The 26,723-nt window shown below is 70.8% G+C and carries 27 protein-coding genes; 20 read left to right on the forward strand and 7 right to left on the reverse strand.

Going from position 1 to position 26,723, the window contains the following annotated elements; all coding sequences use genetic code 11:
- Positions 1-35: 35 nt before the first annotated feature.
- A complete protein-coding gene (locus SCNRRL3882_RS36395; protein ID WP_010037568.1) occupies positions 36-764 on the reverse strand; it encodes a lysophospholipid acyltransferase family protein in 729 nt (242 codons plus the stop codon).
- A gap of 186 nt (positions 765-950) precedes the next feature.
- A complete protein-coding gene (locus SCNRRL3882_RS36400; RefSeq protein WP_010037569.1) occupies positions 951-1,367 on the reverse strand; it encodes a DUF4395 domain-containing protein in 417 nt (138 codons plus the stop codon).
- 78 nt (positions 1,368-1,445) lie between these two features.
- Between SCNRRL3882_RS36400 and SCNRRL3882_RS36405 the strand changes: the two genes are divergently transcribed.
- The 4 genes from SCNRRL3882_RS36405 to SCNRRL3882_RS36420 all read left to right on the forward strand — a co-directional run bounded on the left by SCNRRL3882_RS36405 (position 1,446) and on the right by SCNRRL3882_RS36420 (position 4,460).
- Positions 1,446-1,859 carry a TlpA family protein disulfide reductase gene (locus SCNRRL3882_RS36405; protein ID WP_029181003.1) on the forward strand — a complete coding sequence of 138 codons (414 nt, stop codon included), beginning with the start codon at positions 1,446-1,448 and terminating at the stop codon, positions 1,857-1,859.
- A gap of 83 nt (positions 1,860-1,942) precedes the next feature.
- A complete protein-coding gene (locus SCNRRL3882_RS36410; protein ID WP_010037571.1) occupies positions 1,943-2,434 on the forward strand; it encodes a flavin reductase family protein in 492 nt (163 codons plus the stop codon).
- Positions 2,435-2,653: 219 nt separating this feature from the next.
- Positions 2,654-3,442: an electron transfer flavoprotein subunit beta/FixA family protein gene (locus SCNRRL3882_RS36415; protein WP_010037573.1), complete on the forward strand. Its 789-nt coding sequence runs from the start codon at positions 2,654-2,656 to the stop codon at positions 3,440-3,442.
- A gap of 55 nt (positions 3,443-3,497) precedes the next feature.
- Positions 3,498-4,460 carry an electron transfer flavoprotein subunit alpha/FixB family protein gene (locus SCNRRL3882_RS36420; RefSeq protein ID WP_010037574.1) on the forward strand — a complete coding sequence of 321 codons (963 nt, stop codon included), beginning with the start codon at positions 3,498-3,500 and terminating at the stop codon, positions 4,458-4,460.
- A gap of 56 nt (positions 4,461-4,516) precedes the next feature.
- Here the strand turns inward: SCNRRL3882_RS36420 and SCNRRL3882_RS36425 are convergent, their stop codons facing one another.
- On the reverse strand, positions 4,517-5,422 hold the full coding sequence (locus SCNRRL3882_RS36425; protein ID WP_010037575.1) for an endonuclease/exonuclease/phosphatase family protein: 906 nt from the start codon (positions 5,420-5,422) through the stop codon (positions 4,517-4,519).
- A 194-nt stretch (positions 5,423-5,616) separates the two neighbouring features.
- Here SCNRRL3882_RS36425 and SCNRRL3882_RS36430 point away from each other — a divergent pair, with 194 nt between their 5' ends.
- Entirely contained in the window at positions 5,617-6,918 is a 1,302-nt protein-coding gene (locus tag SCNRRL3882_RS36430) for a DUF6986 family protein (protein ID WP_010037578.1), read from the forward strand.
- Positions 6,919-7,063: 145 nt separating this feature from the next.
- On the forward strand, positions 7,064-8,899 hold the full coding sequence (locus tag SCNRRL3882_RS36435) for a serine/threonine-protein kinase (protein ID WP_010037579.1): 1,836 nt from the start codon (positions 7,064-7,066) through the stop codon (positions 8,897-8,899).
- Here the strand turns inward: SCNRRL3882_RS36435 and SCNRRL3882_RS36440 are convergent.
- Both SCNRRL3882_RS36440 and SCNRRL3882_RS36445 read right to left on the reverse strand, forming a co-directional pair.
- Positions 8,845-9,660, reverse strand: a complete 816-nt coding sequence (locus SCNRRL3882_RS36440; RefSeq protein ID WP_010037580.1) for a hypothetical protein — start codon at positions 9,658-9,660, stop codon at positions 8,845-8,847. The two genes, SCNRRL3882_RS36435 and SCNRRL3882_RS36440, sit on opposite strands and share 55 nt — an antisense overlap.
- A 25-nt stretch (positions 9,661-9,685) precedes the next feature.
- A complete protein-coding gene (locus SCNRRL3882_RS36445) occupies positions 9,686-10,672 on the reverse strand; it encodes a LacI family DNA-binding transcriptional regulator (RefSeq protein WP_237556425.1) in 987 nt (328 codons plus the stop codon).
- A gap of 238 nt (positions 10,673-10,910) precedes the next feature.
- On the opposite strand from SCNRRL3882_RS36445, the gene SCNRRL3882_RS36450 reads away from it, so the two are divergent.
- The 14 genes from SCNRRL3882_RS36450 (at position 10,911) to SCNRRL3882_RS36515 (ending at position 24,518) form a co-directional block, all read left to right on the forward strand.
- The gene (locus SCNRRL3882_RS36450; RefSeq protein WP_010037582.1) at positions 10,911-11,864 is read left to right on the forward strand and encodes an ROK family protein; all 954 of its coding nucleotides are present in this window, start codon (positions 10,911-10,913) and stop codon (positions 11,862-11,864) included.
- 126 nt (positions 11,865-11,990) lie between these two features.
- A complete protein-coding gene (locus SCNRRL3882_RS36455; protein ID WP_010037583.1) occupies positions 11,991-12,458 on the forward strand; it encodes a hypothetical protein in 468 nt (155 codons plus the stop codon).
- 46 nt (positions 12,459-12,504) lie between these two features.
- The gene (locus SCNRRL3882_RS36460; protein WP_010037584.1) at positions 12,505-12,978 is read left to right on the forward strand and encodes a helix-turn-helix transcriptional regulator; all 474 of its coding nucleotides are present in this window, start codon (positions 12,505-12,507) and stop codon (positions 12,976-12,978) included.
- A 10-nt stretch (positions 12,979-12,988) separates the two neighbouring features.
- Entirely contained in the window at positions 12,989-13,402 is a 414-nt protein-coding gene (locus SCNRRL3882_RS36465) for a VOC family protein (RefSeq protein ID WP_010037586.1), read from the forward strand.
- Positions 13,403-13,521: 119 nt separating this feature from the next.
- Positions 13,522-15,915: an ATP-binding cassette domain-containing protein gene (locus SCNRRL3882_RS36470; RefSeq protein ID WP_010037588.1), complete on the forward strand. Its 2,394-nt coding sequence runs from the start codon at positions 13,522-13,524 to the stop codon at positions 15,913-15,915.
- Positions 15,916-16,076: 161 nt separating this feature from the next.
- Positions 16,077-16,352: a hypothetical protein gene (locus tag SCNRRL3882_RS36475; protein WP_010037589.1), complete on the forward strand. Its 276-nt coding sequence runs from the start codon at positions 16,077-16,079 to the stop codon at positions 16,350-16,352.
- Positions 16,353-16,402: 50 nt separating this feature from the next.
- A complete protein-coding gene (locus tag SCNRRL3882_RS36480; protein WP_010037590.1) occupies positions 16,403-16,615 on the forward strand; it encodes a hypothetical protein in 213 nt (70 codons plus the stop codon).
- Between the two features lie 80 nt (positions 16,616-16,695).
- Complete coding sequence (locus tag SCNRRL3882_RS36485) at positions 16,696-16,926, forward strand: hypothetical protein (RefSeq protein ID WP_040902865.1); 231 nt, start codon at positions 16,696-16,698, stop codon at positions 16,924-16,926.
- 146 nt (positions 16,927-17,072) lie between these two features.
- A complete protein-coding gene (locus SCNRRL3882_RS36490; RefSeq protein ID WP_010037596.1) occupies positions 17,073-18,116 on the forward strand; it encodes an NUDIX hydrolase in 1,044 nt (347 codons plus the stop codon).
- A 306-nt stretch (positions 18,117-18,422) separates the two neighbouring features.
- On the forward strand, positions 18,423-19,454 hold the full coding sequence (locus SCNRRL3882_RS36495) for an ABC transporter permease (protein WP_010037597.1): 1,032 nt from the start codon (positions 18,423-18,425) through the stop codon (positions 19,452-19,454).
- Between the two features lie 80 nt (positions 19,455-19,534).
- Positions 19,535-21,211 carry an ABC transporter substrate-binding protein gene (locus SCNRRL3882_RS36500; RefSeq protein WP_010037600.1) on the forward strand — a complete coding sequence of 559 codons (1,677 nt, stop codon included), beginning with the start codon at positions 19,535-19,537 and terminating at the stop codon, positions 21,209-21,211.
- A gap of 74 nt (positions 21,212-21,285) precedes the next feature.
- Positions 21,286-22,278 carry an ABC transporter permease gene (locus tag SCNRRL3882_RS36505; protein WP_010037602.1) on the forward strand — a complete coding sequence of 331 codons (993 nt, stop codon included), beginning with the start codon at positions 21,286-21,288 and terminating at the stop codon, positions 22,276-22,278.
- A 27-nt stretch (positions 22,279-22,305) separates the two neighbouring features.
- Positions 22,306-23,406 carry an ABC transporter ATP-binding protein gene (locus SCNRRL3882_RS36510; RefSeq protein ID WP_010037604.1) on the forward strand — a complete coding sequence of 367 codons (1,101 nt, stop codon included), beginning with the start codon at positions 22,306-22,308 and terminating at the stop codon, positions 23,404-23,406.
- 26 nt (positions 23,407-23,432) lie between these two features.
- Complete coding sequence (locus tag SCNRRL3882_RS36515; protein WP_010037607.1) at positions 23,433-24,518, forward strand: ABC transporter ATP-binding protein; 1,086 nt, start codon at positions 23,433-23,435, stop codon at positions 24,516-24,518.
- Here SCNRRL3882_RS36515 and SCNRRL3882_RS36520 read toward each other — a convergent pair.
- A complete protein-coding gene (locus SCNRRL3882_RS36520) occupies positions 24,515-25,234 on the reverse strand; it encodes an MBL fold metallo-hydrolase (protein ID WP_010037610.1) in 720 nt (239 codons plus the stop codon). The two genes, SCNRRL3882_RS36515 and SCNRRL3882_RS36520, sit on opposite strands and share 4 nt — an antisense overlap.
- Before the next feature lie 60 nt (positions 25,235-25,294).
- A complete protein-coding gene (locus tag SCNRRL3882_RS36525) occupies positions 25,295-26,650 on the reverse strand; it encodes a dipeptidase (RefSeq protein WP_010037618.1) in 1,356 nt (451 codons plus the stop codon).
- Between the last annotated feature and the right edge of the window lie 73 nt (positions 26,651-26,723).

Below are 26,723 nucleotides of genomic sequence, written 5' to 3' on the forward strand. Positions count from 1 at the left end.
GCGGGACCGGAGCCCGGGCCGGCCGTGCCCGGGTGTCAGTGCGCCTCGGCCTCCCGGACCTGCTCCGGCGTCGGAGCCGTGCCGCCGAGGTGGGCCGGCATCCACCAGGTGTCGTCCGGGCCCTTCGGGCGTACGGGATAGGCGCGCTGGGCGGCCTCCAGGAGTTCCTGGACGCGCTCGCGCAGCTGGCGGGTGATCGCGCCCGCGTACTTGTCACGGGAGGCCTCGATCGCCTCGCCGACCCGGATCGTGATGGGGATGTGGCTGCGCTTGAAATTGCGGGGGTGGCCCTTGGTCCACAGCCGCTGTGTGCCCCACACCGCCATCGGGATCAGCGGGACACCGGCCTCCTGTGCCAGGCGCGCGGCGCCCGACTTGAAGCTCTTCAGGGTGAACGACTGCGAGATGGTCGCCTCCGGGAAGACCCCGACGATCTCGCCCGACCGCAGCGAGTCCAGGGCGTGCGCGTAGGCCGCCTCGCCCTGCTTGCGGTCCACGGGGATGTGCTTCATCCCGCGCATCAGCGGGCCCGAGATCTTGTGGCGGAAGACGGACTCCTTCGCCATGAAGCGCACGAGACGTTTCTGCGGCAGTGCCGCCAGGCCGTTGAAGACGAAGTCCAGGTAGCTGATGTGATTGCTCACCAGCACGGCGCCGCCCGAGCGCGGGATGTTCTCCGAACCCTGACAGTCGATCTTGAGGTCCCACGCCTTGAACAGCGTGCGGGCGAAACCGACGACGGGACGGTAGACGAGCTCTGCCATGGGCGGGTCGGACCCTTCCTGCTCTGCCTGGGAAGGGATTCCCAGTGGAAAGTTACGCAGCCGTAGGTTTACGGCTTGTCGCAGATCGTGCCCGAAGAACGGCCGGGTAGCCAGTCCCCGTGCCCGCCCGTGAGGAGATTCTCGTCACGTCGCCGCCGGATCCCACCTCGTGCTTTTACGCCCCCATTACTCCGCGCGTACCGTCACCCGCCGCATGAGCAGGTACATCTCGCACCCGAGGCAGTACCCGAACACGGCGTTCAGGAAGGCGGCCGCGAGCGCTGCGCCGGTCGCCGCGAGACCCAGCCAGCCGGGTCCCAGGCTGTAGCCGACGAGCCCTAGTCCGGCGAAAACCAGCCCCACCGCCTGGGCGAAACGTGGCGGTTCGGGCGGCTCGAAGGCGGTCGGCGGCCCGAGCCGCGGCCGTACGGCCTTGGCGAAGAGCAGGCCGTAGGGCGACCGGGTCACCCCGCCCGCCGCGCCCAGCAGGAACGCCAGCGTCTGCCAGGCCAGCAGCCACGCGTTCCCCGTGACCAGGACGACCGCCAGGACGACGGTCGTCACGGCCGCGCCGAAACGCGGCCCTCGTGCATCGATGTCCATGGGAACCAAGCATTCCGCAGCACGGCCCGATTGGGTGGGCGGGAATCTTTGCGGTCTCGTGAACGCTTGCAGCAGGTGATGACCGGACTGGTGGTGTGCGTACTGGTGCTCGCGGCGGCGAGCGCCTATGGAGTGCTGCAACGGCGGCGGAGCGGGAGAGTGCGAGTGCGCGGGCGGGACGACGGCAAGCGGCTGGACCCGGCCGAGCTGGGCGCGGAACTGGGCGAGCGGGCCACGCTCGTGCAGTTCTCCAGCGCGTTCTGCGCGCCCTGCCGGGCGACCCGGCGGGTCCTCGGCGAGGTCGCCGGCATGGTGCCGGGTGTCACCCACGTCGAGATCGACGCCGAGGCCCATCTGGACCTCGTGCGGCGGCTGGACATCCTCAAGACCCCGACCGTGCTGGTCCTCGACGCCGACGGCCGGGTGGTGCGGCGGGCCACCGGGCAGCCGCGCAAGGCCGATGTGATCGCCGCGCTGGGGGAGGCGGTGTGAGGGACGCGACCCGGTCAGTGAGCCATCTCCCACATCCGGGAACGAACTTGACTGCGCCAACCATTTATCGTCAGCCTGACCCCATGCCTGCGGACCTTCTCGCCACGCCCGACCTCCTGCGCTCGGTCTTCCGACGGCACGCGGCAGGGGTCGCCGTGATCACGGCCCGTGGCGACGCCGGCCCGGTGGGCTTCACCGCCACCTCCCTGGCCTCCGTCTCCGCCGAGCCGCCCCTGCTGTCCTTCGGGGTCGGCACCGGCTCCTCCAGTTGGCCCGCGATCGCGGTGGCCGAGCATGTCGGCGTGCACATCCTCGGCGAGCACCAGCAGGAGCTGGCGGCCACCTTCGCCCGCAGCGGCGCCGACCGCTTCGGGCCGCCCACCGCCTGGCGGGACGGGCCCGAGGGTGTCCCGGTGCTCGACGGCGTGCTGGCCTGGCTGGTGGGCCGGGTCGTCGCGCGCGTGCCCGCCGGTGACCACCGGATCGTGATCGCGGAGGTCGTGCGCGGCGACTCCACGGGCACCGCCCGGCCACTCCTCTACCACCAGGGACGTTTCAACCGCCTGCGCGACTGATCCGCGTGTCCCCCGTGCTGCGGGACCGTCGAGTTCCGGTTACGCTGCGTTGCGAAGGTCACAGTTCAAAGCGCTTGCTTAGCGGGAACGAACTGGGTGTACTGACGAGTAATATTCCGCTCGGAGCGTGGGTCGCCCCGACCGGGATCGGCCGCTTGAGGCGCCTATGCTGCCTGCAAGTAGGCAGCATGGAAATGACGATGCAGTAGGAGAGCCGGCGTGAGCTTGAGGATCGTTGTCACTGTGAAGTACGTGCCCGACGCCACTGGCGACCGGCACTTCGCCGATGACCTGACCGTCGACCGGGACGACGTGGACGGTCTGCTCTCCGAGCTCGACGAGTACGCGGTCGAGCAGGCGCTGCAGATCTCCGAGAACTCCGACGACGACGTGGAGATCACCGTCCTGACGGTGGGCCCCGAGGACGCCAAGGACGCCCTGCGCAAGGCGCTGTCCATGGGCGCCGACAAGGCGATCCACGTCGAGGACGACGACATCCACGGCACCGACGCCATCGGCACCTCCCTGGTCCTGGCCAAGGCGATCGAGAAGGCCGGCTACGACCTGGTCATCTCCGGCATGGCCTCCACCGACGGCACCATGGGCGTCGTCCCCGCGCTGCTCGCCGAGCGTCTGGGCGTGCCGCAGGTGACCCTGCTCTCCGAGGTGTCGGTCGAGGACGGCACGGTCAAGGGCCGCCGCGACGGCGACGCCGCTTCCGAGAACCTGGAGGCGTCCCTGCCGGCGGTCGTGTCGGTGACCGACCAGTCGGGCGAGGCGCGTTACCCGTCCTTCAAGGGCATCATGGCGGCGAAGAAGAAGCCGGTGGAGTCCTGGGACCTGTCCGACCTCGACATCGAGGCCGAGGAGGTCGGCCTGGAGGGCGCCTACACCACGGTCGACAACGCGGCCGAGCGTCCGGCCCGTACCGCGGGCACGATCGTCAAGGACGAGGGCGAGGGCGGCAAGCAGCTCGCTGAGTTCCTCGCGGGCCAGAAGTTCATCTGAGCCCCGCATTCGCTGACCGCCCCTCATCTTTCGCAAGCAGGAGAGAAGAAGTCCCATGGCTGAAGTTCTCGTCTACGTCGACCACGTGGACGGTGCCGTCCGCAAGCCCACCCTGGAGCTGCTGACCCTGGCCCGCCGCATCGGCGAGCCGGTCGCCGTCGCGCTGGGCAACGGCGCCGGTGACACCGCCGCCACGCTCGCCGAGCACGGCGCGGTGAAGGTCCTCACGCACGAGGCCGCCGAGTACGCCGACTACCTGGTCGTACCGAAGGTGGACGCCCTCCAGGCCGCCCACGAGGCCGTTTCCCCGGCCGCCGTGCTGGTCCCGTCCTCCGCCGAGGGCAAGGAGATCGCCGCCCGTCTGGCGCTGCGTCTGGGTTCGGGCATCATCACCGACGCCGTCGACCTGGAGGCCGGCGACGAGGGCCCGGTGGCGACCCAGTCGGTGTTCGCCGCGTCCTTCACCACCAAGTCCCGTGTGTCCAAGGGCACCCCGGTCATCACGGTCAAGCCCAACAGCGCGGCCGTGGAGCCGGCTCCGGCCGCCGGTGCGGTCGAGGCGCTGTCGGTGTCCTTCTCCGCGCAGGCCACCGGCACCAAGGTCACCGGCCGTACGCCGCGTGAGTCGACGGGCCGTCCGGAGCTGACCGAGGCCGCGATCGTGGTCTCCGGTGGCCGTGGCGTCAACGGCGCGGAGAACTTCGCGATCATCGAGGCCCTCGCCGACTCCCTCGGCGCGGCCGTCGGTGCCTCGCGCGCCGCCGTCGACGCCGGCTGGTACCCGCACACCAACCAGGTCGGCCAGACGGGCAAGTCCGTCTCGCCGCAGCTGTACATCGCCTCCGGCATCTCCGGCGCGATCCAGCACCGTGCCGGTATGCAGACCTCGAAGACGATCGTGGCGATCAACAAGGACGCCGAGGCCCCGATCTTCGACCTGGTCGACTACGGCGTGGTCGGCGACCTCTTCGACGTCGTCCCGCAGCTGACCGAGGAGATCAAGACCCGCAAGGGCTGATCGACCCGGGCTGCAGAAGGCCCCCGTGACCGCACGAACGGTCACGGGGGCCTCTCTCATCCCAGGGTCATCGAGGCCTGCACCGGCAGATGGTCGCTCGGATACGTCCCGTCCACGCTGAAGGTGTTCATCCCGGCCCAGTGCGTGGTCACCCCGGGCGTGGTGAGGATCCAGTCGATGCGCCGCCCGCCGGGCCTGAGCTCCCGGTAGCCGTGGTGCGTCCCGTACGCCGGACTCCGTGAGGCCGCCGCGTCCCAGGCGTCCACCAGTCCGATGTCCAGCATGAGGTCGTACACGCGGTTGTCGTGGGCGGCCGCGTTGAAGTCGCCGGTGACGATGACCGGTAACGACCGGTCCCACCCGGCGATCGTCTCGCCGATGAGTCCCGCCGAGCGTTCGCGGGCGTACTGGCTGACACTGTCCAGGTGGGTGTTGAGGACGTAGAACTCCCTTCCCCCGTCGGCGAGATCGGCAAAACGGACCCAGGTCACCATGCGCAGCCAGTCCGCGTCCCAGGTGTTCGAGGCGATCGTGTACGGCGTGTCGGACAGCCAGAAGTGGTCGAACTCGACCGGGTCGAGTCTGCGCGTGTCGTAGAAGATCGCCATGAACTCGTCCTTGCTGCCGCCCCCGCGTCCGGTGCCGATCCACTCGTAGTGCCCGCCGAGATCCCTCTCGATCATGCGCACTTGCTGGTAGAGCCCTTCCTGGGTGCCGATGACGTGCGGTCGCTCGCGGCGCAGCAGTTCTCGCATCACCGGCCGGCGCACGGCCCAGCGCGGTGTCTCGTCGACGACGGTCGCGAAGCGCACGTTGAACGTCATGACGTTCAGGGCGCCCGCGTGCTCGCCGGCGGAAGCGGGGTGTGTGGGCCCTGCGGTGGTGAGCAGCGGTCCTGCGACGGCGGCGGCCGCCGCTGCCTTGAGTCCGTGGCGGCGCGTCACTCCGACCTCGTTCGGCACGTGTTCTCCCTCCCCTTGCACGTCAGGATGAAGCTTGCCTTGTGAATACGGAAGATGCGGGCGGGTCGGCAGTGACAGAGGGTGAAGGATAGGGAATCCCGTCGCAAGACGGTGTTGACCAGCGGGAAGGTCGGCCGATAGCTTCGCTCTACGGATTGTTGATTCCGTACAGCGGAAAACAGGAGGGTCTCGGAATGGGTCAGGGCCAGCAGGAGAAGGTGGCGACGAGCCTCGCGGGCGCCGTCAGCGAGGAGATCAGCGCCTCCCTCGCGCCGGTCGACGCCGAACTGGAGCGCCGCTACCCCGGAGACCCCGGCACCCGCCAGCCCGTCCACACCGTCTACGTCCCCGGCGACGTCTTCGTCGCCGACACCGTCCGCTCCTGGGGCGATCGTGCCCTGGCCGCCCTCGACGAACACGCCCCGGACGCCGCCTCCTTCGCCGCCGTCCTCGGCCTGGCCGACGAACTCGCCGAGCCCGTCCACGCGCGCGTGCGCGCCAAGCTGGAGCGCGAGCCGATCGAGGACCTGCGCGTCGACTTCGAGGACGGCTACGGCAACCGCCCCGACGCCGAGGAGGACGAAGCCGCGGCCCGCGCCGCCCGGATCGTCGCCGAGGCGTACGAGGACGGCACCGCGGCCCCCTACATGGGCATCCGCATGAAGTGCATGGAGGCGCCCGTACGGGCCCGGGGCATCCGCACGCTCGACATCTTCCTCACCGGCCTGATGGAGGCCGGGGGGCTGCCCGACGGACTGGTGCTCACCCTGCCCAAGGTGACCTACGCCGAGCAGGTCACCGCGATGGCGCGGCTGCTGGACGCCTTCGAGAAGACGCACGGCCTGGAGCCCGGCCGGATCGGCTTCGAGATACAGATCGAGACCAGCCAGTCCGTCCTCGCCGCCGACGGCACCGCCACCGTCGCCCGCATGATCCAGGCCGCCGAGGGTCGCGCCACCGGCCTGCACTACGGCACCTTCGACTACAGCGCCTGCCTCGGCGTCTCCGCCGCCCACCAGGCCAGTGACCACCCCGCCGCCGACCACGCCAAGGCCGTCATGCAGGTCGCCGCGGCCGGCACCGGCGTGCGCGTCTCGGACGGATCCACCAACGTCCTGCCCGTCGGCCCGACCGAGAAGGTGCACGCCGCCTGGCGCCTGCACTACGGCCTCACGCGCCGCGCCCTGGCCCGCGCCTACTACCAGGGCTGGGACATGCACCCCGGCCACCTCCCCACCCGGTACGCGGCCGTCTTCGCCTTCTACCGCGAGGGCTTCGAACAGGCCGCTGCCCGCCTCGCCCGGTACGCCAACCGCACCGGCGGCGACGTCATGGACGAACCCGCCACCGCCAAGGCCCTCAGCGGCTACCTGCTGCGCGGCCTGGACTGCGGCGCCCTGGACATCGGGGAGGTCGCCCGGCTGACCGGCCTCACCCGCGCCGACCTGGAGAGCTTCGCGGCACCCCGCCGGGGCGACCTGACGGCGTCCGCCTGACGGTTCCTCTCCCACGGTCCGGCCCTACGTACCGGCCCTGTCACAGCAGTCGCCACCGACTCTCGTCGTCACCGCCGCCCCGTAGTCTGTACGCCACGTACGGACGTGTCAGTGGACCCTGTGGGGTCGGAGGAACGGGGCAGCGGTGTCTACGGGGGAGTACGTGCAGGGGGACGGGGCCGGCCGGCTGCTGGCGGGCCGCTACCGCGTCACGGCCCGGCTGGGGCGCGGTGGCATGGGCGTCGTCTGGAAGGCCGTCGACGAGGTCCTCGGCCGTGAGGTGGCCGTCAAGGAACTGCGCACCTACACCGACGCGGCCGGCCCCGAACTGGCCGATCTGCAACTGCGGATGCAGCGCGAGGCGCGTGCGGCGGCCCGGGTGCGCCACACCGGTGTCATCGCCGTGCACGACATCGCCGAGGTCGACGGCCGCCCGCTCATCGTCATGGAGCTGGTCGACGGGCCCTCCCTGGACGACGTGCTGCGCGACCGCGGCACGCTGGACGCGCGCGAGGCGGCCGGAATCGGCGCCAAGGTCATGGACGCCCTGGCCGCCGCCCACCGCGCGGGCGTCCTGCACCGCGACGTGAAGCCCGGCAACATCCTGCTCGACCGCTCGGGCCGGGTCGTCCTCACCGACTTCGGCATCGCCACCATGGACGACCCGGGCGACGGTTCGGCCACGCACCTCACCCGCAGCGGGGAACTCGTCGGCTCCCTCGACTACCTGGCCCCCGAGCGGGCCCAGGGCGCCGACCCGGGCCCCGCCTCCGACATCTGGGCCCTGGGCGCCACGCTCTACGCGGCCGTCGAGGGCACCTCGCCCTTCCGCCGTACGTCCACGTTCTCGACGCTCACCGCGATCGTCACCGAGCCGTTGCCCGAGCCCCGCCGCGCCGGCCCTCTCGCCCCCGTCCTCCAGCAGCTGATGGACAAGCGCCCCGAGGGCCGCCCGAAGGCCCACCAGGCCCGCGAGATGCTCCAGGCCGTCGCGGACTCGGGCGGCACGGACACGCCGACGTCATCATTGCGAGGGCCGGTTCCCTCGCCCCCGCGGCCTGAGACGGAGCGCAGTGTCCCCTCGGTACCGCCGGGATTCGGACCGCCCCAGCAGGTCCAGCCGGGTGCCGCCGGGCCGCCCGAGGACGCGGGCACACCGGGCTTCGGCACCGCTGCCGCCTTCCGGTCCACCGGCACGCCGGGACAGCCCGGATCGGCCCCGGGCTTCGGGCCGGCCGGGCCGGGCAGTACCGGCCAGGGCGCCTCCGCTCCCACCGGCCCCATGAACTCCCGCGCCACGCCTCGCCGTAAGAACCGCGTCCTCCTCGTGGCCGCGGCCGTCACCGTCGTGCTCGCGGCGGCAGGTGCCACGGTCGCCGTGCTGAGCGATTCCGGCGGCACCGATCCGGGCCCGCGAACCGACGCCGCCCGTGCGGATGGCGCGGCCTCCGCGTCCGGGTCCGGTCGTACCGACGACGGTTCGAACGCCCCCAGGCCCGAGGGGCAGGGCGACGAGCAGGGGAAGGCCCCGTCGAAGAAGCCCGGGGGCGGGAAGGGGTCGGAGCCCACCGGGCGGGCGACCACCCCGGCCCCCGCCGAGTCCTCCGGCGGCACCATCGGAGGGACCTCGGACGGCGCCCCCGGAGGCGGCGGTTCCGGCGAGGGCGGCGCGACAGGCGGCGGCTCCACCACGCCCGCCCCGGTCTGCCACGCCATCGGCGGCGGCAAGTACAACTGCCAGGTCTGGAAGACCGCCACGTCGTACACCGCCTCCGGCGCCGAGGCCGGCGTCCTCAAGGCGGGCACCAACTACTTCTACTGCCAGCAGAACCTGGGCCGGCGAGAGACCGACGGCCGGTGGACCAACGTCTGGTGGGCGAAGACGGACGACGACAGTGGCAACACGGACGTCTGGGTCAGCGACGTCTACATCAAGGGCGGCGACAACGACGCGCCCGTCCCCGGGCTCCCGGTCTGCTGAGCGCGCAGCGACACCGCCGCGTACCGCTCCAGCCCCGAGGCCGTCACCAGTTTCTCCTCGACGAACAGCCGCGTGCCCCGTTCGCACAGCCGCCGGTCGGAGCGGGCCCGCGCGCAGAACTCCTCGGGCACGACACCGAACAGCTCTCGGAAGCGGGGCAGGCCGACGAGCAGCTCGGTGAGCAGCACCCGCTGGCCCGGGTGGGCGCGCGGCACGCCGGTGCCGTCGTGCAGGACACCGTGCCGGTTGACGTACGCGTACGCGCCGGGCAGGCGGGTGCCGTCCGCGAGGTCGACGCGCACGTCGGGCGCGGGCAGCCAGGCACGCTCGTAGTTGCCGGCCGGCAGCGGCACGCCCTCGCTCGCGTCGATCACGGCGAGCTGCTCGGCGTCGAGCCAGATGACGAACAACTCCCGCACGGTGTCGGGGGCGCTGACGGGCGAGGCCGACACGTACCCCATGCGGCTCACATGCGCCGACACACCGGCGTCGACGCCCGTCACCCGGGCCTTCACCATGGGGATCGGCGACATGATCCCGAACTCCTCCATCTTGTGCCGCAGCTGCCCCGGGCAGGCGTTCGAGCCGATGGCGAGAACCGGGGTGCGGTCCTCGTGCACCAGCCGGTCCAGCGGCAGGAAGCAGTCCCCGTCGAGGAGCCCCGAGTCGGCGGGCCACGCGCCCGGATAGGTCAGGGGGTGCTCGCGCGGGGCCCCGGCCAGGCCGAGGGCTCGCAGCGTGCGATCGGTGAGGTGCTCCATGCGCTCCGTATGCTCCATGGGCCGCTCAGTCCGCCGGGGGCAGCTCGCCCGAGCCGCGGGTGATCAGCCGGGTCGGCAGCTCGATGCGCTCGGGGGTGACGAGGGTGCCGTCCAGCTGCCGGAAGAGGCGTTCCGCGGCGGTACGGCCGATGGCCGCCGCGTCCTGGGCGACGACGGTGACGCCCGGCTGGAGCAGGTCGGCGAGCTCGATGTCGTCGAAGCCGACCAGGGCGACCCGGCGGGCCTGCTCGGCGAGCACGCGGATCACGGTGACCGTCACTCGGTTGTTGGCGGCGAAGATCGCGGTGACCGGGTTCCGGCCGGACAGCATCCCCTCGGCCGCACTGCGCACCCGCTCGGGGTCGGTGGCACCCAGGGACATCCAGGAGTCCGCCACCGGTATGTCCGCGTCCTCCATCGCCGCCCGGTAGCCGCGCAGCCGCTCGGCTGCGGTGTGGATGCGGGGCATGTCGCCGATGAAGCCGATCCGGCGGTGCCCGTGCGCGATGAGGTGGGCGACGCCGTCCCGGGCACCGCCGAAGTTGTCCGAGAGGACCACGTCGGCGTCGATGTGCCCGGCCGGCCGGTCCACGAACACCGTGGCGACACCAGCCTTGAGCTCCGGCTCCAGATACCGGTGGTCGTCCCCGGCCGGGATCACCACCAGCCCGTCCACCCGCCGTGCGCACAGGGCCAGCACCAGCTCCTGCTCGCGGTCCGGGTCCTCCGCGCTGGAGCCGTTGATCAGCAGGGCGCCGTGCGCGCGGGCCACCTCCTCGACCGACCGGCTCAGCGGTCCGTAGAACGGGTCCGCGAGGTCCTCCAGGACCAGTCCGATGCTCGCCGTACGGCCCTTGCGCAGCACCCGCGCGCTGTCGTTGCGGCGGAAGCCGAGGGCGTCGATCGCCTCCTGGACACGCCGCTCCGTCTCCGGGGTCACGCCCGGCTCCCCGTTCACGACGCGGGAGACCGTCTTGAGCCCGACCCCGGCGCGTGCCGCGACGTCCTTCATGGTCGGCCGGGTGCCGTAGCGCGGTGCGGATCGGAGGTTGGTCTCGGGCACGGTGCGGTGTCCTGTCCTGTCGTCTACTGGAGTGCGTCGGTCCTGGATTTGTATGAGGATGTGGCGTCGAGCATAGAGCCTGGACAACGTTGTCAGGCTCGGGGGAGACTGTCCACCGCAATCTCCGGACCGTGCTCCGCTGCTGGCCGGCCAGTCCTTTCACCGTAGACGGGGAGTTCCGACACTCATGCACACCGACCTCGTGGCCGCGCTCGACATCGGCGGCACCAAGATCGCCGGCGCTCTGGTGGACGGCCAGGGACGGATCCTGGTCCGCGCCCAGCGGCCGACGCCCGCCCGCGAGGACGGCGACACCGTGATGCGGGCCGTGGAGCAGGTGCTCGGTGAACTCACCGGGTCGCCGCTCTGGGGACGGGCCACGGCCGTCGGGATCGGCAGCGCCGGCCCGGTGGACCGGTCGGCGGGCACGGTGAGCCCGGTGAACGTGCCCGGCTGGCGCGACTACCCGCTCGTCGGGCGCGTCAGGGCCGCGGCCGGGGACCTGCCCGTCGAGCTGATCGGTGACGGTGTGGCGATCACGGCGGCCGAACACTGGCAGGGCGCAGCCCGCGGCCACGACAACGCGCTGTGCATGGTCGTCTCCACGGGCGTCGGCGGCGGCCTGGTGCTCGGCGGCCGGCTGCACGCCGGGCCCACCGGTAACGCCGGCCACATCGGACACATCAGCGTGGATCTCGACGGCGATCTGTGCCCGTGCGGCTCGCACGGCTGCGTGGAGCGCATCGCGAGCGGCCCCAACATCGCCCGGCGCGCCCTGGAGAACGGCTGGCGGCCCGGTCCCGACGGCGACACCTCCGCCGCCGCGGTGGCCGCCGCGGCCCGGACCGGCGACCCGGTCGCCGTCGCCTCCTTCGAGCGGGCCGCCCAGGCCCTGGCCGCCGGGATCGCCGCGACGGCGACCCTCGTGGAGATCGACATCGCCGTGATCGGCGGGGGAGTGGGCAAGGCCGGCGACGTCCTGTTCGCCCCCCTGCGCAAGGCCCTGAGCGCCTACGCGACGCTGTCCTTCGTCCGGCACCTGACCGTGGCCCCGGCCCAGATGGGCACCGACGCCGGGCTGGTGGGCGCGGCGGCGGCCGCACTGGCGAGGCGGACGGACGCGGCCGCGGCGGGGGTGTGAGAACGGGCAGGAACGTTCAGGCGGGCTCTCCGGCGCCCGGCACATTCCTGAGCCCGGAACGTCCCTGAGCCCGGCATGTTGTGATGCGGAGGGAACCACTCCGCCGCGGGCGCCATCTGGTCCGGCGTGGGTGTCGGAATCCTGTTCTTCGGGCTCGCCTTCATGGGCGGATGGGCGGCGGCGATCGGCGCGCTGGTGTACGCCGCCGTCACGCTCGTGCGCGTCTGGCCGGAGCACTGGATGCGGCGCCGCGGACACCCCGTGGCACGGCTGCTGGTGCCGGCGCGCGCGTACCTGCGCTTCGACGTGGCGCTCGCCGTGACGGCCCTGCTGGCCGACCTGTGGCTGGTGTCGGCAGCCATCGTGTTCGGGGCGGACGGTGTCTTCACCGAGGACTGGATGGGCTACCCCGGCATGACCGACCCCACCGGGCAGGGGTACCAGGCCGGAGTGGTGAGTGCGCTGCGCACCACGGCGTGGTGGACCTTCGGGGTCGCGGTGTTCGGCCGGTGCTGGATCACGGCCGGCGTGCAGGTGTGCCTCCTGCCGCTCGCCGCGTGGTGGATCGGATCGTTCGACACGTACTACACCTGACGGGCGCCGGACCGGGATACCGGGCTTTCTCTCGGAAAGGGACCGAATGTCCGTGCGATGTGGCACGATCGCGCATGTGAGCAGCAGACCCGCCCCGGCGCAGCGCCTGCGCGACCTCGCACTCCTGCGCCGTGTCAAGGACCGGATCGACCGGGAGTACGCACGGCCGCTGGACGTCGAGGCGCTGGCCCGGGGTGTGCACATGTCGGCCGGCCATCTCAGCCGCGAGTTCAAGCTCGCCTACGGCGAGTCTCCGTACAGCTATCTCATGACGCGCCGCATCGAGCGCGCCATGACGCTGCTGCGCCGCGGGGACCTCAGCGTCACCGAGGTGTGTTTCGAGGTCGGCTGCTCGTCGCTGGGCACCTTCAGCACCCGCTTCACCGAGCTGGTCGGCATGCCGCCCAGCGCTTACCGGCGCCAGGCGGTCCTCGCCACCGCGGGAATTCCGTCGTGCGTGGCGAAACAGGTGACCAGACCGATCAGGAATCGAGAAGCGCCCACCCCGGGCCGAAACTAGCGTGATGGCCATGGACCTCACCATTCACGCCAGTTTCCTTCCGCACGACGACCCGGACGCCGCCCTGGCGTTCTACCGCGACACCCTCGGCTTCGAAGTGCGGGGCGACGTCGGATACCAGGGCATGCGCTGGATCACGGTCGGCCCCGTCGGCCAGCCCGGCACGAACATCGTGCTGCATCCGCCGGCCGCCGACCCCGGCATCACCGAGGACGAGCGCAAGACCATCGCCGAGATGATGGCCAAGGGCACCTACGCCAGCATCGTGCTGGCCACCCGCGACGTCGACGCCGCCTTCGAACGGGTGCAGGCGGGCGATGCCGAGGTGGTCCAGGAGCCCACGGACCAGCCGTACGGCGTTCGTGACTGCGCCTTCCGCGACCCCGCGGGCAACATGGTCCGCATCCAGCAGCTCAAGCCGTGACGGCCCGGCAGCAGCCGGCCCACGGATCCACCCGCACCACCCCCGCGCCGCACCTCCGGGCCGGCGCGGGGACACCAGATCGTCCGACCGCGGCAGCCCCGCCCGACAGATGGAGACCGATGAGCATGGCCACGAGGACGGACAGACAGTCGTCCGGGCCGCACGTCGCCGACAGCCACGATGTGATCCGTGTGCACGGCGCGCGCGAGAACAACCTCAAGGACGTCAGCATCGAGATCCCCAAGCGCCGGCTGACGGTGTTCACCGGCGTTTCCGGCTCGGGCAAGAGCTCGCTCGTGTTCGACACGATCGCCGCGGAGTCGCAGCGGCTGATCAACGAGACCTACAGCGCCTTCCTCCAGGGCTTCATGCCCAACCGGGCCCGGCCCGAGGTCGACGTGCTCGACGGGCTGACCACCGCGATCGCCGTGGACCAGCAGCGGATGGGCGGCGACCCCCGTTCCACGGTCGGCACCGCCACCGACGCCAACGCGATGCTGCGCATCCTCTTCAGCCGGCTCGGCAAGCCGCACATCGGCCCGCCCAGCGCGTACTCGTTCAACACCGCCTCGGTCCGGGCGAGCGGCGCGATCACCGTCGAGCGCGGCGCCAGGACCAAGGCCCAGAAGGCGACCTTCGAGCGCACCGGCGGCATGTGCAACCGCTGTGAGGGCCGCGGCAAGGTCTCCGACATCGACCTCACCCAGCTCTACGACGACTCCAAGTCGCTGTCCGAGGGCGCGTTCACCATCCCCGGCTGGAAGTCGGACAGCCAGTGGACCGTGCAGCTCTACGCCCAGTCGGGCTTCGTCGACCCGGACAAGCCGATCCGCGAGTACACCAAGAAGGAGATGCACGCCTTCCTCTACGGGGAACCGGTCAAGATCAAGGTCAACGGCATCAACCTCACCTACGAGGGACTGATCCCCAAGATCCAGAAGTCGTTCCTGTCCAAGGACAAGGAGGCGATGCAGCCGCACATCCGGGCGTTCGTGGAGCGGGCGGTCACCTTCACCGTCTGTCCCGAGTGCGACGGCACCCGGCTGAGCGAGGGCGCCAGATCCTCGAAGATCGACGACATCAGCATCGCCGACGCCTGCGCGATGGAGATCAGGGACCTGGCCGAGTGGGTCCGGAAGCTCTCGGAGCCCTCCGTGGCGCCGCTGCTCACCGCGTTGCAGGGGACGCTCGACTCGTTCGTGGAGATCGGCCTGGGCTATCTCTCGCTCGACCGGCCGGCGGGCACGCTGTCGGGCGGCGAGGCGCAGCGCGTGAAGATGATCCGCCACCTCGGCTCGTCGCTCACGGACGTCACCTACGTCTTCGACGAGCCGACCATCGGCCTGCACCCGCACGACATCCAGCGGATGAACGACCTGCTGCTGCGGCTGCGGGACAAGGGCAACACGGTGCTCGTGGTGGAGCACAAGCCGGAGGCGATCGCGATCGCCGACCACGTCGTCGACCTCGGCCCCGGCGCCGGCACGGACGGCGGCACGGTCTGCTTCGAGGGCACGGTCGAGGGGCTGCGGGCCGCGGACACCGTCACCGGCCGTCATCTCGACGACCGGGCCGCCGTCAAGGAGACGGTCCGCAAGGCCAGCGGCGCGCTGGAGATCCGGGGCGCGACGGCGAACAACCTCCGGAACGTCGACGTCGACATCCCGCTCGGAGTGCTCACCGTCGTCACCGGTGTCGCAGGCTCCGGCAAGAGCTCCCTCCTGCACGGGTCGGTCCCCGCCGATGCGGGGGTCGTCTCGGTGGACCAGAGCCCGATCAAGGGCTCGCGGCGCAGCAACCCCGCGACGTACACCGGGCTGCTGGACCCGATCCGCAAGGCGTTCGCCAAGGTCAACGGTGTGAAGCCGGCCCTGTTCAGCGCCAACTCCGAGGGCGCCTGCCCCACCTGCAACGGCGCCGGCGTCATCTACCTCGACCTCGGCATGATGGCCGGCGTCGACACCCCCTGCGAGGACTGCGAGGGCAAGCGGTTCCAGGCCTCGGTGCTGGAGTACCGCCTCGGCGGCCGTGACATCAGCGAGGTGCTCGCGATGTCGGTGGCCGAGGCCGAGGAGTTCTTCGGCGCCGGCGAGGCGCGCACCCCGGCCGCGCACAAGATCCTGGAGCGGCTCGCCGACGTCGGACTCGGCTACCTCACCCTCGGCCAGCCGCTCACCACGCTCTCCGGCGGCGAGCGACAGCGCCTCAAGCTGGCCACGCACATGGCGGACAAGGGCGGCGTCTACGTCCTCGACGAGCCGACCACGGGCCTCCACCTCGCGGACGTGGAGCAACTGCTCGGTCTGCTCGACCGGCTCGTCGACTCCGGCAAGTCGGTCGTCGTCATCGAGCACCACCAGGCCGTCATGGCGCACGCCGACTGGATCATCGACCTCGGCCCCGGCGCCGGCCACGACGGCGGCCGGATCGTCTTCGAGGGCACACCGGCCGACCTCGTCGCGGCCCGCTCCACCCTGACCGGGGAGCACCTGGCGGCGTACGTGGGCGCCTGACGCGGGTCCCAGGGACTGCCGTGAGGCGAGTGCGCCACGGTGTACGCGGCCGCACGGCAGTCCGCAGCAACCCATCCTTCACATAAGTCGCAAAAAGGGCGAATAGCGGCACGCTTCGAGGGCACTCCGTCTGCGAAACCCCACACAGAACGGAGCCGCTGATGATCATCAAGAAGATGCACGAGATGGGCGTCCGCAGCGAGCACGCCTACATGGCCGCCATGGCATCCGTCGGCCTCAGCGTCGTCGCCTGGATGGGCTCTCTGAAGGTGGAACCCGGCACCAACGTCGCCCGCGCCGACCGCTGGGGCATCTTCGTCGGTGAATGGGCGCCCACCTTCTTCGGTCTCGGACTCGCCCTGTCCCACTACGAACAGCAGGACGGCACGCTCACCGCCGACGTCCACGAGTTCCGCCAGGCGCAGAAGGCCGGCTGAACGGCCCACTCCGGCGAGCGCCCGGCGCCGTTCCCGCGCACCCTGGTGCCATGGCGTCCGTGAAGCCCGTCGTGGTCTACCCGCCCGCCGCGGACGGTGGCCGGCGGGTACGCGTGGACGACCAGTTCCTCGGGATCGCGTACGGGCTGCTGGATGTCGCAGAGTTCCTGCGGCGGGCAGGGATCGAGGATGCCGACGAGGCGTACGTGGCGGCGACGGGCCTGATCGAGTGGCGCGGCGGCGGCCCCGGCACCTGGGGGTAAGGGGCCCGGGTGAAGCCGACCGCTTCCCCCGAACGGCCCAGCGGCGTGACCCCGGAGCGGGTCCGGCCGTTGAGTCGGGCATGAAGAAGCGCAGCATGCTCGCCATCGCCTCCCTGGCCACCGGCTTCGTCGTCGCCGCGGTCACTCCGTCGCACGCCATCGGGGAGAAGCTCCCCGCCATCAACGTGGACGAGACCCTCAAGACGCTCGACCAGGCCGTCGGCAAGGACGGCCTGTCCGTGGCCGGGAAGGATGGCGTCCAGAAGAAGAAGGGTCCCCAGAAGAAGGGCACCCAGAAGAACAAGGGCTGACGGGCCGCTCCGGCCCCGGCCACGGCGCCGTCGCTCCTCGCTCGCGGGGGGCGCCGGCGCCGTCGTCATGCGCCCTCAACTGCGGCTGGTTTCCGTGGCAGGGTGGAGCGGGCAAGCCTCAGGGGGCCAACAGAAGAGGGGGACCTGTGACCGTCGTCTGGATCAACGGCGCGTTCGGTGCGGGGAAGACCACCACCGCACAGGAACTGATCGAACTGATCCCGAACAGCACGCTCTTCGACCCCGAGGTCATCGGCGGAGCGCTCCGGTATCTGCTGCCGCCCAAACGCCTCGCGGAGGTCGGCGACTTCCAGGACCTGCCGATCTGGCGACGCCTCGTGATCGACACGGCGGCCGCGATGCTCGCCGAGCTCGGCGGGACCCTGGTGGTCCCCATGACGCTGCTGCGCCAGGAGTACCGCGACGAGATCTTCGGCGGCCTGGCCGCCCGCAGGATTCCGGTCAGCCACATCCTGCTCGCTCCGGCCGAAACGATACTGCGGGAGCGGATAGCGGGCCGTGAGGTTCCACCGGACGCGCCCGACGGCGAGCTGCGAATACGCCAGTGGTCCTTCGACCACATCGAGCCGTACCGCGCCGCCCTCGCCTCCTGGCTCACCGCCGACGCCCACCCGGTCGACACCAGCGACCTCACGCCCCACGAGACCGCCGCCCGGATAGCCGAGGCCGTCAACAGCGGATCCGTGCCCGTCTGCGACATCGTGCAGACGCCCGAGCCCACCGCCGAGACACTCGCCGCCGGAGTGCTCCTCTTCGACGAACAGGACCGGGTGCTGCTCGTCGACCCCACCTACAAGGCCGGCTGGGAGTTCCCCGGTGGGGTCGTCGAACCCGGTGAGGCGCCCGCCCGCGCCGGTGTGCGGGAGGTCGCCGAGGAGACCGGCATCCACCTCGACGAGGTACCGAGCCTGCTCGTCGTCGACTGGGAGCGTCCCTCGCCCCCCGGGTTCGGAGGACTGCGGCTGCTCTTCGACGGCGGCCGCCTCGACTCCGCGGAGGCCGGACGGCTGCTGCTGCCCGGGCCGGAGCTGCGCGACTGGCGGTTCGTCACCGAGGAGGAGGCCGCCGACCTGCTCCCGCCGGTGCGCTACGAGCGGCTGCGCTGGGCCCTGAGGGCACGCGAACGCGGAGCGGCGTTCTATCTGGAAGCCGGTGTGCCGGTCGGCTGACGTCGAGCTCTCCGCTCGTGCCCTTTACCCGGCGCGGGGGATTCCGAGGGAAAAGCAAAAGGAAACGTCCGAGGGGCCACTGCCAATCGCTGCCCAAGGAATCTCCCGCACTCCCTCACGCGGCGGGTAATCACATTCCCATTGCTCGTCAACACTTTTCCATGACCGCAAACAATCCCTTTTCTGGCCCCTGCGCGGCTTGACCGGACTCGCACGTCGTTGCGAAAGTCCGCAGAGTCTCACGGCGGCGCTTACGACCGCCACTCAATTTCCTTGCCTCAGGGGCAGATCCGGGATGTCCGTACGATGACCACGCAACACCAGCCGGCCGACGCCGGCGGCGGCACCGCGCTGCTGACCGAGCCGTCGACGCAGGACCTCCGCCCCGCCGACACGGTCGTCGCCGGCCGCTCACCGGCTCGCATGGCCTGGAAGCGGATCCGGCGGGACAAGGTCACCATGGCCGCCCTGGTGGCCACCCTCCTGTTCATCGCGATCGCGCTGCTCGCGCCGGTCCTCACCGCGCTGACCAGCTGGGGACCGATCACCCCCGACAACAAGGCGATCAACCCCGACACGGGCAACTTCCCCTACGGATCCCTGGGCGGCATCAGCGCCCAGCACCTCCTCGGCGTCGAACCCGGCACCGGCTACGACCTGTTCGCCCGCATCGTCTACGGCCTGCGCACCTCCCTCTACGTGGGTTTCGCCTCGGCCGTGCTGTCCACCGCGGTCGGTGTCGTGGCAGGGCTCGCGGCCGGCTACTTCGGCGGCTGGGTCGACTCCCTGCTGTCCCGGGTCATGGACGTGATGCTGGCGTTCCCGCAGCTGCTGTTCATCATCGCGCTCACCCCGGTGATCCAGAACGCCCTCCAGACCAACAGCCACGGCGGTACCGACGAGAACCTCCGGCTGCTCGTCCTGGTCCTCAACATCGCCGTCTTCGCCTGGGCGTACACCGCCCGTCTGGTGCGCGGCCAGGTGCTGTCCCTGCGCGAACGGGAGTTCGTCGACGCCGCGCGGCTGATGAGCGCCGGCCGGCGGCACATCCTCTTCCGGCAGCTGTTGCCCAACCTGTGGGCGCCGATCCTGATCTCCTTCGCCCTCGCCGTCCCGCAGAACATCACCACCGAGGCGGCCCTGTCGTACCTGGGCGTCGGCGTCATCCCGCCCAACCCCGACTGGGGAGCGCTGCTGTCGGACGCCTCCCAGTTCTTCCTCCAGGACCCCATGTACCTCTTCGTGCCCGGCGTCCTGCTCTTCCTCCTGGTCCTGGCGCTCAACCTGCTCGGTGACGGGGTCCGGGACGCCCTGGACCCCCGCGCCCGGCGCGGCTGACAAGCCACCCCTTCCCGAGTGTCGGCCCGGCGGCCCCACGAACGGCCGCCGAGCCCGTAGCAAGAAACGGAGTTTCCTCAATGACGCGCAGCACGCGCAGATCGCGCACGGTCGCTCTCACGGCAACCGCCGTGGTCATCGCCCTGGGGGCCACCGCATGCGGGGGTTCCTCCAGCAACACCGGCAGCGGCTCCCCGTCGAAGGGCGGCACGCTGACGATCCTCGACGACGCCGACTTCAACCACATCGACCCTCAGCGGACGTACACCACCGAGGGTTCGAGCATGGACTACGAGCTCGTCCGCACCCTCACCGGATGGGACGAGACGGGGTCCCAGCCCAAGCTGGTCGGCGACCTGGCGACCGACACCGGAACACCCACCAAGGGCGCGACGGTGTGGACCTTCCACCTGCGTCACGGGGTCAAGTGGCAGGACGGCTCCGAAGTCACCGCCCAGGACGTCAAGTACGGCGTCGAGCGGGCCTTCTCCCCGGACATCAACGGCGGTCCGCCGTACGCCAGTCAGTGGCTGGTCGGCGGCGACTCCTACAAGGGCCCGTACCAGGGCAAGCAGCTGGCCTCGATCCAGACGCCGGACAAGTACACCCTCGTCTTCCACCTCAACCAGCCGGTCGCCGACTTCAACGAGACGACGGCCATGACCGGGTGGTCGGCGGTGCCCAAGGCCCACGACACGGGTGCCACGTACGACACGCATGTCTGGTCCGACGGGCCCTACATGATCAAGTCGTACACCAAGAACAAGGAAATGGTCCTCGTCCGGAACAAGAACTGGAGCCAGGCGACCGACCCGATCCGCCAGCAGAACCTCGACGAGATCGACGCGAAGTTCGGGCAGGACCAGGCCGCCATCGACCAGCAGATCAAGTCCGACGGCGGCTCCGCCCAGACCGCGATCACGCAGACCCCGATCGCCGGCTCCGACCTGACGACGATGGCGGGCGACCCGTCGCTCAAGTCGCGCTACTACAAGATCCCGGCCCCGGGCATCAACTACATGGCGATCAACATGAACCGGGTCAAGGACATCAAGGTCCGCGAGGCGATCGAGTACGCCGTCGACAAGACCACCGTGCGCGGTGCCTTCGGCGGTTCGGCCTACGGCAACTACGCCACCACGATGCTCGCCCCCGGCATCGACGGCCACAAGGACTTCAACCTCTACAGCAGCAACCCCGCCGGTGACCTCACCAAGGCCAAGGCCCTGATGAAGCAGGCCGGCAACCCGAAGCCGACGATGTCGCTCGCGGTGGAGAACATCCCCACGCACGAGCACTTCGCCGACGCTGTGAAGACCGCGCTCGCGAAGATCGGCATCACGGTGAACATCACCCCCATCGACAAGAACAACTACTTCAGCACCGTCGACAACGTGAAGAACCAGTACGACCTGACCTGGGGCGACTGGATCGCGGACTGGCCCAACGCCTCCACCGTGCTGCCCACCCTCTTCGACGGTCGGCAGATCAAGAAGCTCCCGCAGTCCAACAACGACCTCTCGTACCTGAACGACCCGAAGGTCAACGCGCAGATCGACAAGATCGGCAAGATGACCGACATCAAGCAGCGCAACGCCGCCTACGGGGACCTGGACGAGCAGATCCTGAAGGACGCCGCCGTGGTCCCGCTGATGTACATGAACTTCAGCGAGGTGAGCGGCTCGAAGGTCGGCGGTGTCATCGACGACTCGATCATGGCCGAACCCAGCCTGGTGCACGCCTACATCAAGCAGTGACGCATCCCCTCTGAACCCCGCCGGCGGCAAGGGCCGCCGGCGGGCATCCCCCTCACGTCAGGTCCCGGCACCCCATGTTTCGTTACCTCATCAGACGCCTGCTGGCAGCAGCCGTGATCATGCTGGTGATCACCACGATCACCTTCTTCATCTTCTTCGCGCTGCCGTCCAACCCCGCCCTCCTGGCCTGCGGAAAGACCTGCTCGCCCTCCCGTCTCGCGGAGATCAAACACTCGCTGGGCCTGGACCAGAGCTACCTGACGCAGTACTGGGAGTTCGTCAAGGGGCTGGTCGTGGGCCGTGACTACGGCGACCAGAGCGTCCGCATCCACTGCGGCGCGCCCTGCCTCGGCATCTCCTTCCAGACCGACACCCCCGTCCTGACCACCCTGCTCCAGGACTTCCCGGCGGACCTGTCCCTCGGACTCGGCGCCGCGGTGGCCTTCCTGGTCCTGGGCGTCGGCCTCGGCACCGCGGCAGCGGTCCGCAGGGGCCGGGCCGCCGACAAGGCGGCGGTGGGACTCGCCCTGTTCGGCGTGTCGGTGCAGATCTACTTCATCGGTCTGCTCCTGCTCTACCTCTTCGTCGACAAGTTCCAGATCCTGCCGACCTCCGGATACACGCCGATCACCCAGAACCCGGCCGCCTGGTTCCAGGGCCTGATCCTGCCGTGGACCACCCTGGTCATCGTCTACCTCGCGATGTACACCCGGCTCACCCGCTCCTCCATGCTGGAGGTCTTCGCCGAGGACTACATGCGCACCGCCCGCGCCAAGGGCCTGCCGGCCGCCACCGTCGTCCTCAAGCACGGACTGCGGGCCGCCATCACCCCGATCATCACCATCTTCGGCATGGACGTCGGCTCCCTGATCGGCGGCTCCGCGGTCATCACCGAGTCGGTGTTCGGCATCAACGGCATCGGCAAGCTCGCGGTCGACTCCGTCCAGAACTCCGACCTGCCCGTCATCCTCGGCACCACGCTCTTCGCCGCGACGTTCGTCGTCCTCGCCAACGTGGTCGTCGACCTGGTGTACGGGCTCGTCGACCCGCGCGTGCGCCTCGCCTGAGACCCTCTTTCGTCCTTAGGAACACCCGTGTCCGTTCAGACCTCACCGCAGCCCGCGGACGTCACACCCGCGCCCGCGCCCTTCCTCGACGTACGCGACCTGAGGGTGCACTTCCCGACCGAGGACGGCCTCGTCAAGTCCGTCGACGGCGTCTCCTTCACCCTGGAGAAGGGCAGGACCCTCGGCATCGTCGGCGAGTCCGGCTCCGGCAAGTCGGTGACCTCGCTGGCCCTGCTCGGACTGCACAAGGGCACCCGCGCCCGGGTCTCCGGCGAGATCTGGCTGGAGGGCAGGGAACTCGTCGCGCTGCCCGAGGCCCAGATGCGCGAACTGCGCGGCCGCACGGTCTCCATGATCTTCCAGGACCCGCTCTCCGCGCTGCACCCCTTCTTCACCGTCGGCTCCCAGATCGCCGAGGCCTACCGCGTGCACCACAAGGTCTCCAAGAAGGAGGCCAAGGACCGCGCGGTGGAGATGCTGAAGAGGGTCGGCATCCCGCAGCCCGAACGCCGGGTCAGGGACTACCCGCACCAGTTCTCCGGCGGCATGCGCCAGCGCGCCATGATCGCCATGTCCCTGGTCTGCGACCCCGCCCTGCTCATCGCCGACGAGCCCACCACCGCCCTGGACGTCACCGTCCAGGCGCAGATCCTGGACCTGATCCGCGATCTGCAGGAGGAGTTCGGCTCCGCCGTCGTCATCATCACGCACGACCTCGGCGTGGTCTCCGACGTCGCCGACGACATCCTGGTCATGTACGGCGGCCGCCGGATCGAGTACGGCACCACCCGCGAGGTCCTCAAGCAGCCCGAGCACCCCTACACCTGGGGCCTGTTGCAGTCGATGCCGCACCTCACCGGCGACGTCGGCGAACGGCTGAACCCGATCCCCGGCACCCCGCCGAGCCTGATCAACCTGCCGGACGGCTGCTCCTTCCACCCCCGCTGCGCCTACAAGGGCTGGGCCCCGGAGGGACGTTGCACCGTGGAACGGCCCGAGCTGCGCCTCGTCTCCGGCACCGGAGGGCACCTCGCCGCGTGCCATCTCACCGACGAGGCCAAGCAGGAGATCCGCGGCGGGACCGGCCCGGACGACCGCGGCGCCGACGCCGCACGGGCCGCGCAGTGACGGCGGCGGACGAAAGGGAGCATGACGTGAGCACCACCCAGCCCCTCACCGGGCAGACCACCGACCGCCCCACCGGGGAGAACCTCCTCGAAGTGCGCGGTCTGCAGAAGCACTTCCCCCTCCGGCAGGGCATCATCTTCCAGCGGCAGATCGGAGCCGTACGAGCCGTCGACGGCATCGACTTCTCGGTCGGGCCCGCCGAGTCGCTGGGCCTGGTCGGCGAGTCCGGCTGCGGCAAGTCCACCACCGGCCGTCTCATCACCCGGCTGCTGGAACCCACCGGTGGCTCCATCGTGTTCGACGGCGAGGACATCACCCACCGGCCCGCCGCGCGGATGCTTCAGGCTCGCCGCAACCTCCAGATGATCTTCCAGGACCCGTACTCCTCGCTGAACCCCCGGCACACCGTCGGCACCATCATCGAGACGCCGATGCGGCTCAACGGCATCAACCCGCCCCAGGGCCACAAGCGGCGCGCCCAGGAACTCCTGGAGACGGTGGGACTCAACCCCGAGCACTACAACCGCTACCCGAACGAGTTCTCCGGCGGGCAGCGCCAGCGCATCGGCATCGCCCGCGCCCTCGCCCTGCGGCCCAAGCTGATCGTGGCCGACGAACCCGTCTCAGCGCTGGACGTCTCCATCCAGGCGCAGGTCGTCAACCTGCTCCAGGACCTCCAGCGGGAGTTCGGCATCGCCTTCGTCTTCATCGCCCACGACCTCGCCGTCGTACGGCACTTCTCCGAACGCGTCGCCGTGATGTACCTCGGCAAGATCGTCGAGGTGGCCGATCGGGAGTCGCTCTACACCCGGCCACGGCACCCCTACACGCACGCGCTGCTGTCCGCCGTGCCCGAGGCCGACCCGGACGCCACGCAGCGCCGCGAGCGCATCAGGCTGGCCGGCGACGTGCCCTCGCCGATCGACCCGCCGTCCGGCTGCCGCTTCCGCACCCGCTGCTGGAAGGCCCAGGACAAGTGCGCCACCGAGGAACCGCGACTGGTCAGCGCCGAGGGCAGCCCCGCGGGCCATCTGACCGCCTGCCACTTCCCCGAGGAGCCGACCGTCGCGGCGCGCGAGGAGGACATCGTCCTCGATCCGGCGCTCGGCTAGGCGCGCGCTGCGTTCCTCAGCGCCCGGGCCGCCTGCCCCAGCACCGGGTCCCCGTGACCGAAGCAGGCCACGTCCGCGTCGAGCTCCGCCAGTCGCCCGCAGGCGGCGAGGATCTGGCCGCGATCGAGGTTGAACACACCGGGGATCACCGAGCCGTCCACCGGTGACGCCGCAACCGTGTCACCCGTGAACAGCACGCCGTGCTCCGGGAGATGGAGCGCGATGCTGCCCGGCGTGTGGCCCGGCACGTGGACGACGTGCGCGCCGCCGCCCACATCCAGCACGTCCCCGCCCGACACCGCGGTGACCGTCCCGGGCCGGACGTGGTCGCCCTCGGGCAGGTGCTCGAGCGCGGGCTCGTGCAGCTGCCGCTCCCAGTCCTCGAACACCGGCTCAGGGCCCGGGACTTCGCCCCGTACGACGGGCGCCTCCAGCCGATGCGCCAGCACCTCCCCACCGCTGAGCGCGGCGAACTCGCCCGCGCCGCCCGCGTGGTCCCAGTGGAAATGGGTGAGCACGATCCGCCGTACGTCCCGCGGATCACGGCCGAGCGCTGTCACGGCCTCGGCGATCGGGGCGCCGGAGCGGGGCGGCCCGGCGTCGATCAGCGTCAGCTCGCCGTGGCCGGCGCGGTCGTCGCCGTCGCGCCAGAGGTAGGCCTGGCCGACCGGGAAGCGCAGCAGGTGGAGACGGGGGAGGAGCTCTACGACGTCCATGGGACGACCGTAGAAAGGGCCCCCGTCCCCGGACGAGGGCCTCTGCCGAGGGCAGAGCGGTCAGCCCGCCGCGTAGTTGCGCAGGAACAGCGCCTCCGCCACCGACAGCCGCTCCAGCTCCTCGGGGGAGACGCTCTCGTTCACCGCGTGGATCTGGGCCTTTGGCTCGCTCAGCCCGATGAGCAGGATCTCCGCGTGCGGATAGAGGGCGGCGAGCGTGTTGCACAGCGGGATGGAGCCGCCCTGACCGGCGTACTGCATCTGCTGCCCCGGGTACGCCACCGCCATCGCGTCCGCCATGGCCTGGTACGCCGGGCTGGTGGTGTCGGCGCGGAAGGCCTGGCCCTGGCCGATCTGCTCGGTGCTCACCCGCGCACCCCACGGCGTGTGCGCCTCCAGGTGCGCCTGGAGCAGCTTGGTCGCCTCGGCCGCGTCCACGCCCGGCGGCACCCGCAGGCTGATCAGCGCCCTGGCACTCGCCTGCACGGACGGGGTGGCGCCGACGACGGGCGGGCAGTCGATGCCGAGGACCGTCACGGCCGGGCGCGCCCAGATGCGGTCGGCGACCGTCCCGGAGCCGATCAGCCCGACGCCGTCCAGCACCTTGGCGTCCTGCCGGAACCGCTCCTCGTCGTACTGGAGCCCCTCCCACGCCGAGTCCCCGGTCAGTCCGTCGACGGTCGTCGAGCCGTCCTCGGCGCGCAGCGAGTCCAGCACCCGGATCAGGGCGGCCAGCGCGTCGGGCGCGGCACCGCCGAACTGGCCCGAGTGCAGATTGCCGGCGAGCGTGTCGATCCGCACGCGGACGAGCGTCATACCGCGCAGGGTGGACGTGACGGTCGGCAGCCCCACACGGAAGTTGCCCGCGTCGCCGATGACGATCGTGTCGGCCTCCAGCAGGTCGGGGTGCGCCTCCGCGTACCGCTCCAGGCCGCCCGTGCCCTGCTCCTCAGAGCCCTCGGCGATCACCTTCACATGGACCGGGACGCCGCCGTTCGCCTTGAGCGCGCGCAGCGCCAGCAGGTGCATGACGACGCCGCCCTTGCAGTCGGCGGCCCCGCGCCCGTACCAGCGCCCGTCCCGCTCGGTCAGTTCGAACGGCGGGGTCGTCCAGCCGGCCTCGTCCAGCGGCGGCTGCACGTCGTAGTGGGCGTAGAGCAGGACGGTCTTCGCGCCCTCCGGGCCGGGCAGGTAGCCGTAGACGGACTGCGTGCCGTCGGGGGTGTCGAGCAGGGCCACGTCCTGGAAGCCCTCGGCGGCGAGCGCGTCCGCGACCCAGCGGGCGGCGCCCTCGCTCTCGCTCCTCGGGAACTGGTCGAAGTCCGCCACCGACCGGAAGGCCACCAGTTCGGTGAGCTCTTCCTTCGCCCTGGGCATCAGCGAGGCGACGGTCTCGGCGACCGGATTCGACGACATGGGCACGCTCCTTGTAGGTGCGACGTTGTAGCAGTGAGTGCCGTAGATCCTCCCACAGCGGCCTTCGGCGAGG

The sequence above is a fragment of the Streptomyces chartreusis NRRL 3882 genome, from assembly GCF_900236475.1.
Lineage (GTDB): Bacteria > Actinomycetota > Actinomycetes > Streptomycetales > Streptomycetaceae > Streptomyces > Streptomyces chartreusis_D.

Coding starts and splice junctions, on each gene's coding strand:
- SCNRRL3882_RS36410 (WP_010037571.1), top strand. CDS start 1,943: ATGCCTGCGGACCTTCTCGCCACGCCCGACCTCCTGCGCTCGGTCTTC.
- SCNRRL3882_RS36500 (WP_010037600.1), top strand. CDS start 19,535: ATGACGCGCAGCACGCGCAGATCGCGCACGGTCGCTCTCACGGCAACC.
- SCNRRL3882_RS36520 (WP_010037610.1), bottom strand. CDS start 25,234: ATGGACGTCGTAGAGCTCCTCCCCCGTCTCCACCTGCTGCGCTTCCCG.
- SCNRRL3882_RS36480 (WP_010037590.1), top strand. CDS start 16,403: ATGGCGTCCGTGAAGCCCGTCGTGGTCTACCCGCCCGCCGCGGACGGT.
- SCNRRL3882_RS36475 (WP_010037589.1), top strand. CDS start 16,077: ATGATCATCAAGAAGATGCACGAGATGGGCGTCCGCAGCGAGCACGCC.
- SCNRRL3882_RS36420 (WP_010037574.1), top strand. CDS start 3,498: ATGGCTGAAGTTCTCGTCTACGTCGACCACGTGGACGGTGCCGTCCGC.
- SCNRRL3882_RS36430 (WP_010037578.1), top strand. CDS start 5,617: ATGGGTCAGGGCCAGCAGGAGAAGGTGGCGACGAGCCTCGCGGGCGCC.
- SCNRRL3882_RS36405 (WP_029181003.1), top strand. CDS start 1,446: ATGACCGGACTGGTGGTGTGCGTACTGGTGCTCGCGGCGGCGAGCGCC.
- SCNRRL3882_RS36395 (WP_010037568.1), bottom strand. CDS start 764: ATGGCAGAGCTCGTCTACCGTCCCGTCGTCGGTTTCGCCCGCACGCTG.
- SCNRRL3882_RS36440 (WP_010037580.1), bottom strand. CDS start 9,660: ATGGAGCACCTCACCGATCGCACGCTGCGAGCCCTCGGCCTGGCCGGG.
- SCNRRL3882_RS36485 (WP_040902865.1), top strand. CDS start 16,696: ATGAAGAAGCGCAGCATGCTCGCCATCGCCTCCCTGGCCACCGGCTTC.
- SCNRRL3882_RS36505 (WP_010037602.1), top strand. CDS start 21,286: ATGTTTCGTTACCTCATCAGACGCCTGCTGGCAGCAGCCGTGATCATG.
- SCNRRL3882_RS36470 (WP_010037588.1), top strand. CDS start 13,522: ATGAGCATGGCCACGAGGACGGACAGACAGTCGTCCGGGCCGCACGTC.
- SCNRRL3882_RS36495 (WP_010037597.1), top strand. CDS start 18,423: ATGACCACGCAACACCAGCCGGCCGACGCCGGCGGCGGCACCGCGCTG.
- SCNRRL3882_RS36525 (WP_010037618.1), bottom strand. CDS start 26,650: ATGTCGTCGAATCCGGTCGCCGAGACCGTCGCCTCGCTGATGCCCAGG.
- SCNRRL3882_RS36450 (WP_010037582.1), top strand. CDS start 10,911: ATGCACACCGACCTCGTGGCCGCGCTCGACATCGGCGGCACCAAGATC.
- SCNRRL3882_RS36400 (WP_010037569.1), bottom strand. CDS start 1,367: ATGGACATCGATGCACGAGGGCCGCGTTTCGGCGCGGCCGTGACGACC.
- SCNRRL3882_RS36460 (WP_010037584.1), top strand. CDS start 12,505: ATGTCCGTGCGATGTGGCACGATCGCGCATGTGAGCAGCAGACCCGCC.
- SCNRRL3882_RS36465 (WP_010037586.1), top strand. CDS start 12,989: ATGGACCTCACCATTCACGCCAGTTTCCTTCCGCACGACGACCCGGAC.
- SCNRRL3882_RS36445 (WP_237556425.1), bottom strand. CDS start 10,672: ATGAAGGACGTCGCGGCACGCGCCGGGGTCGGGCTCAAGACGGTCTCC.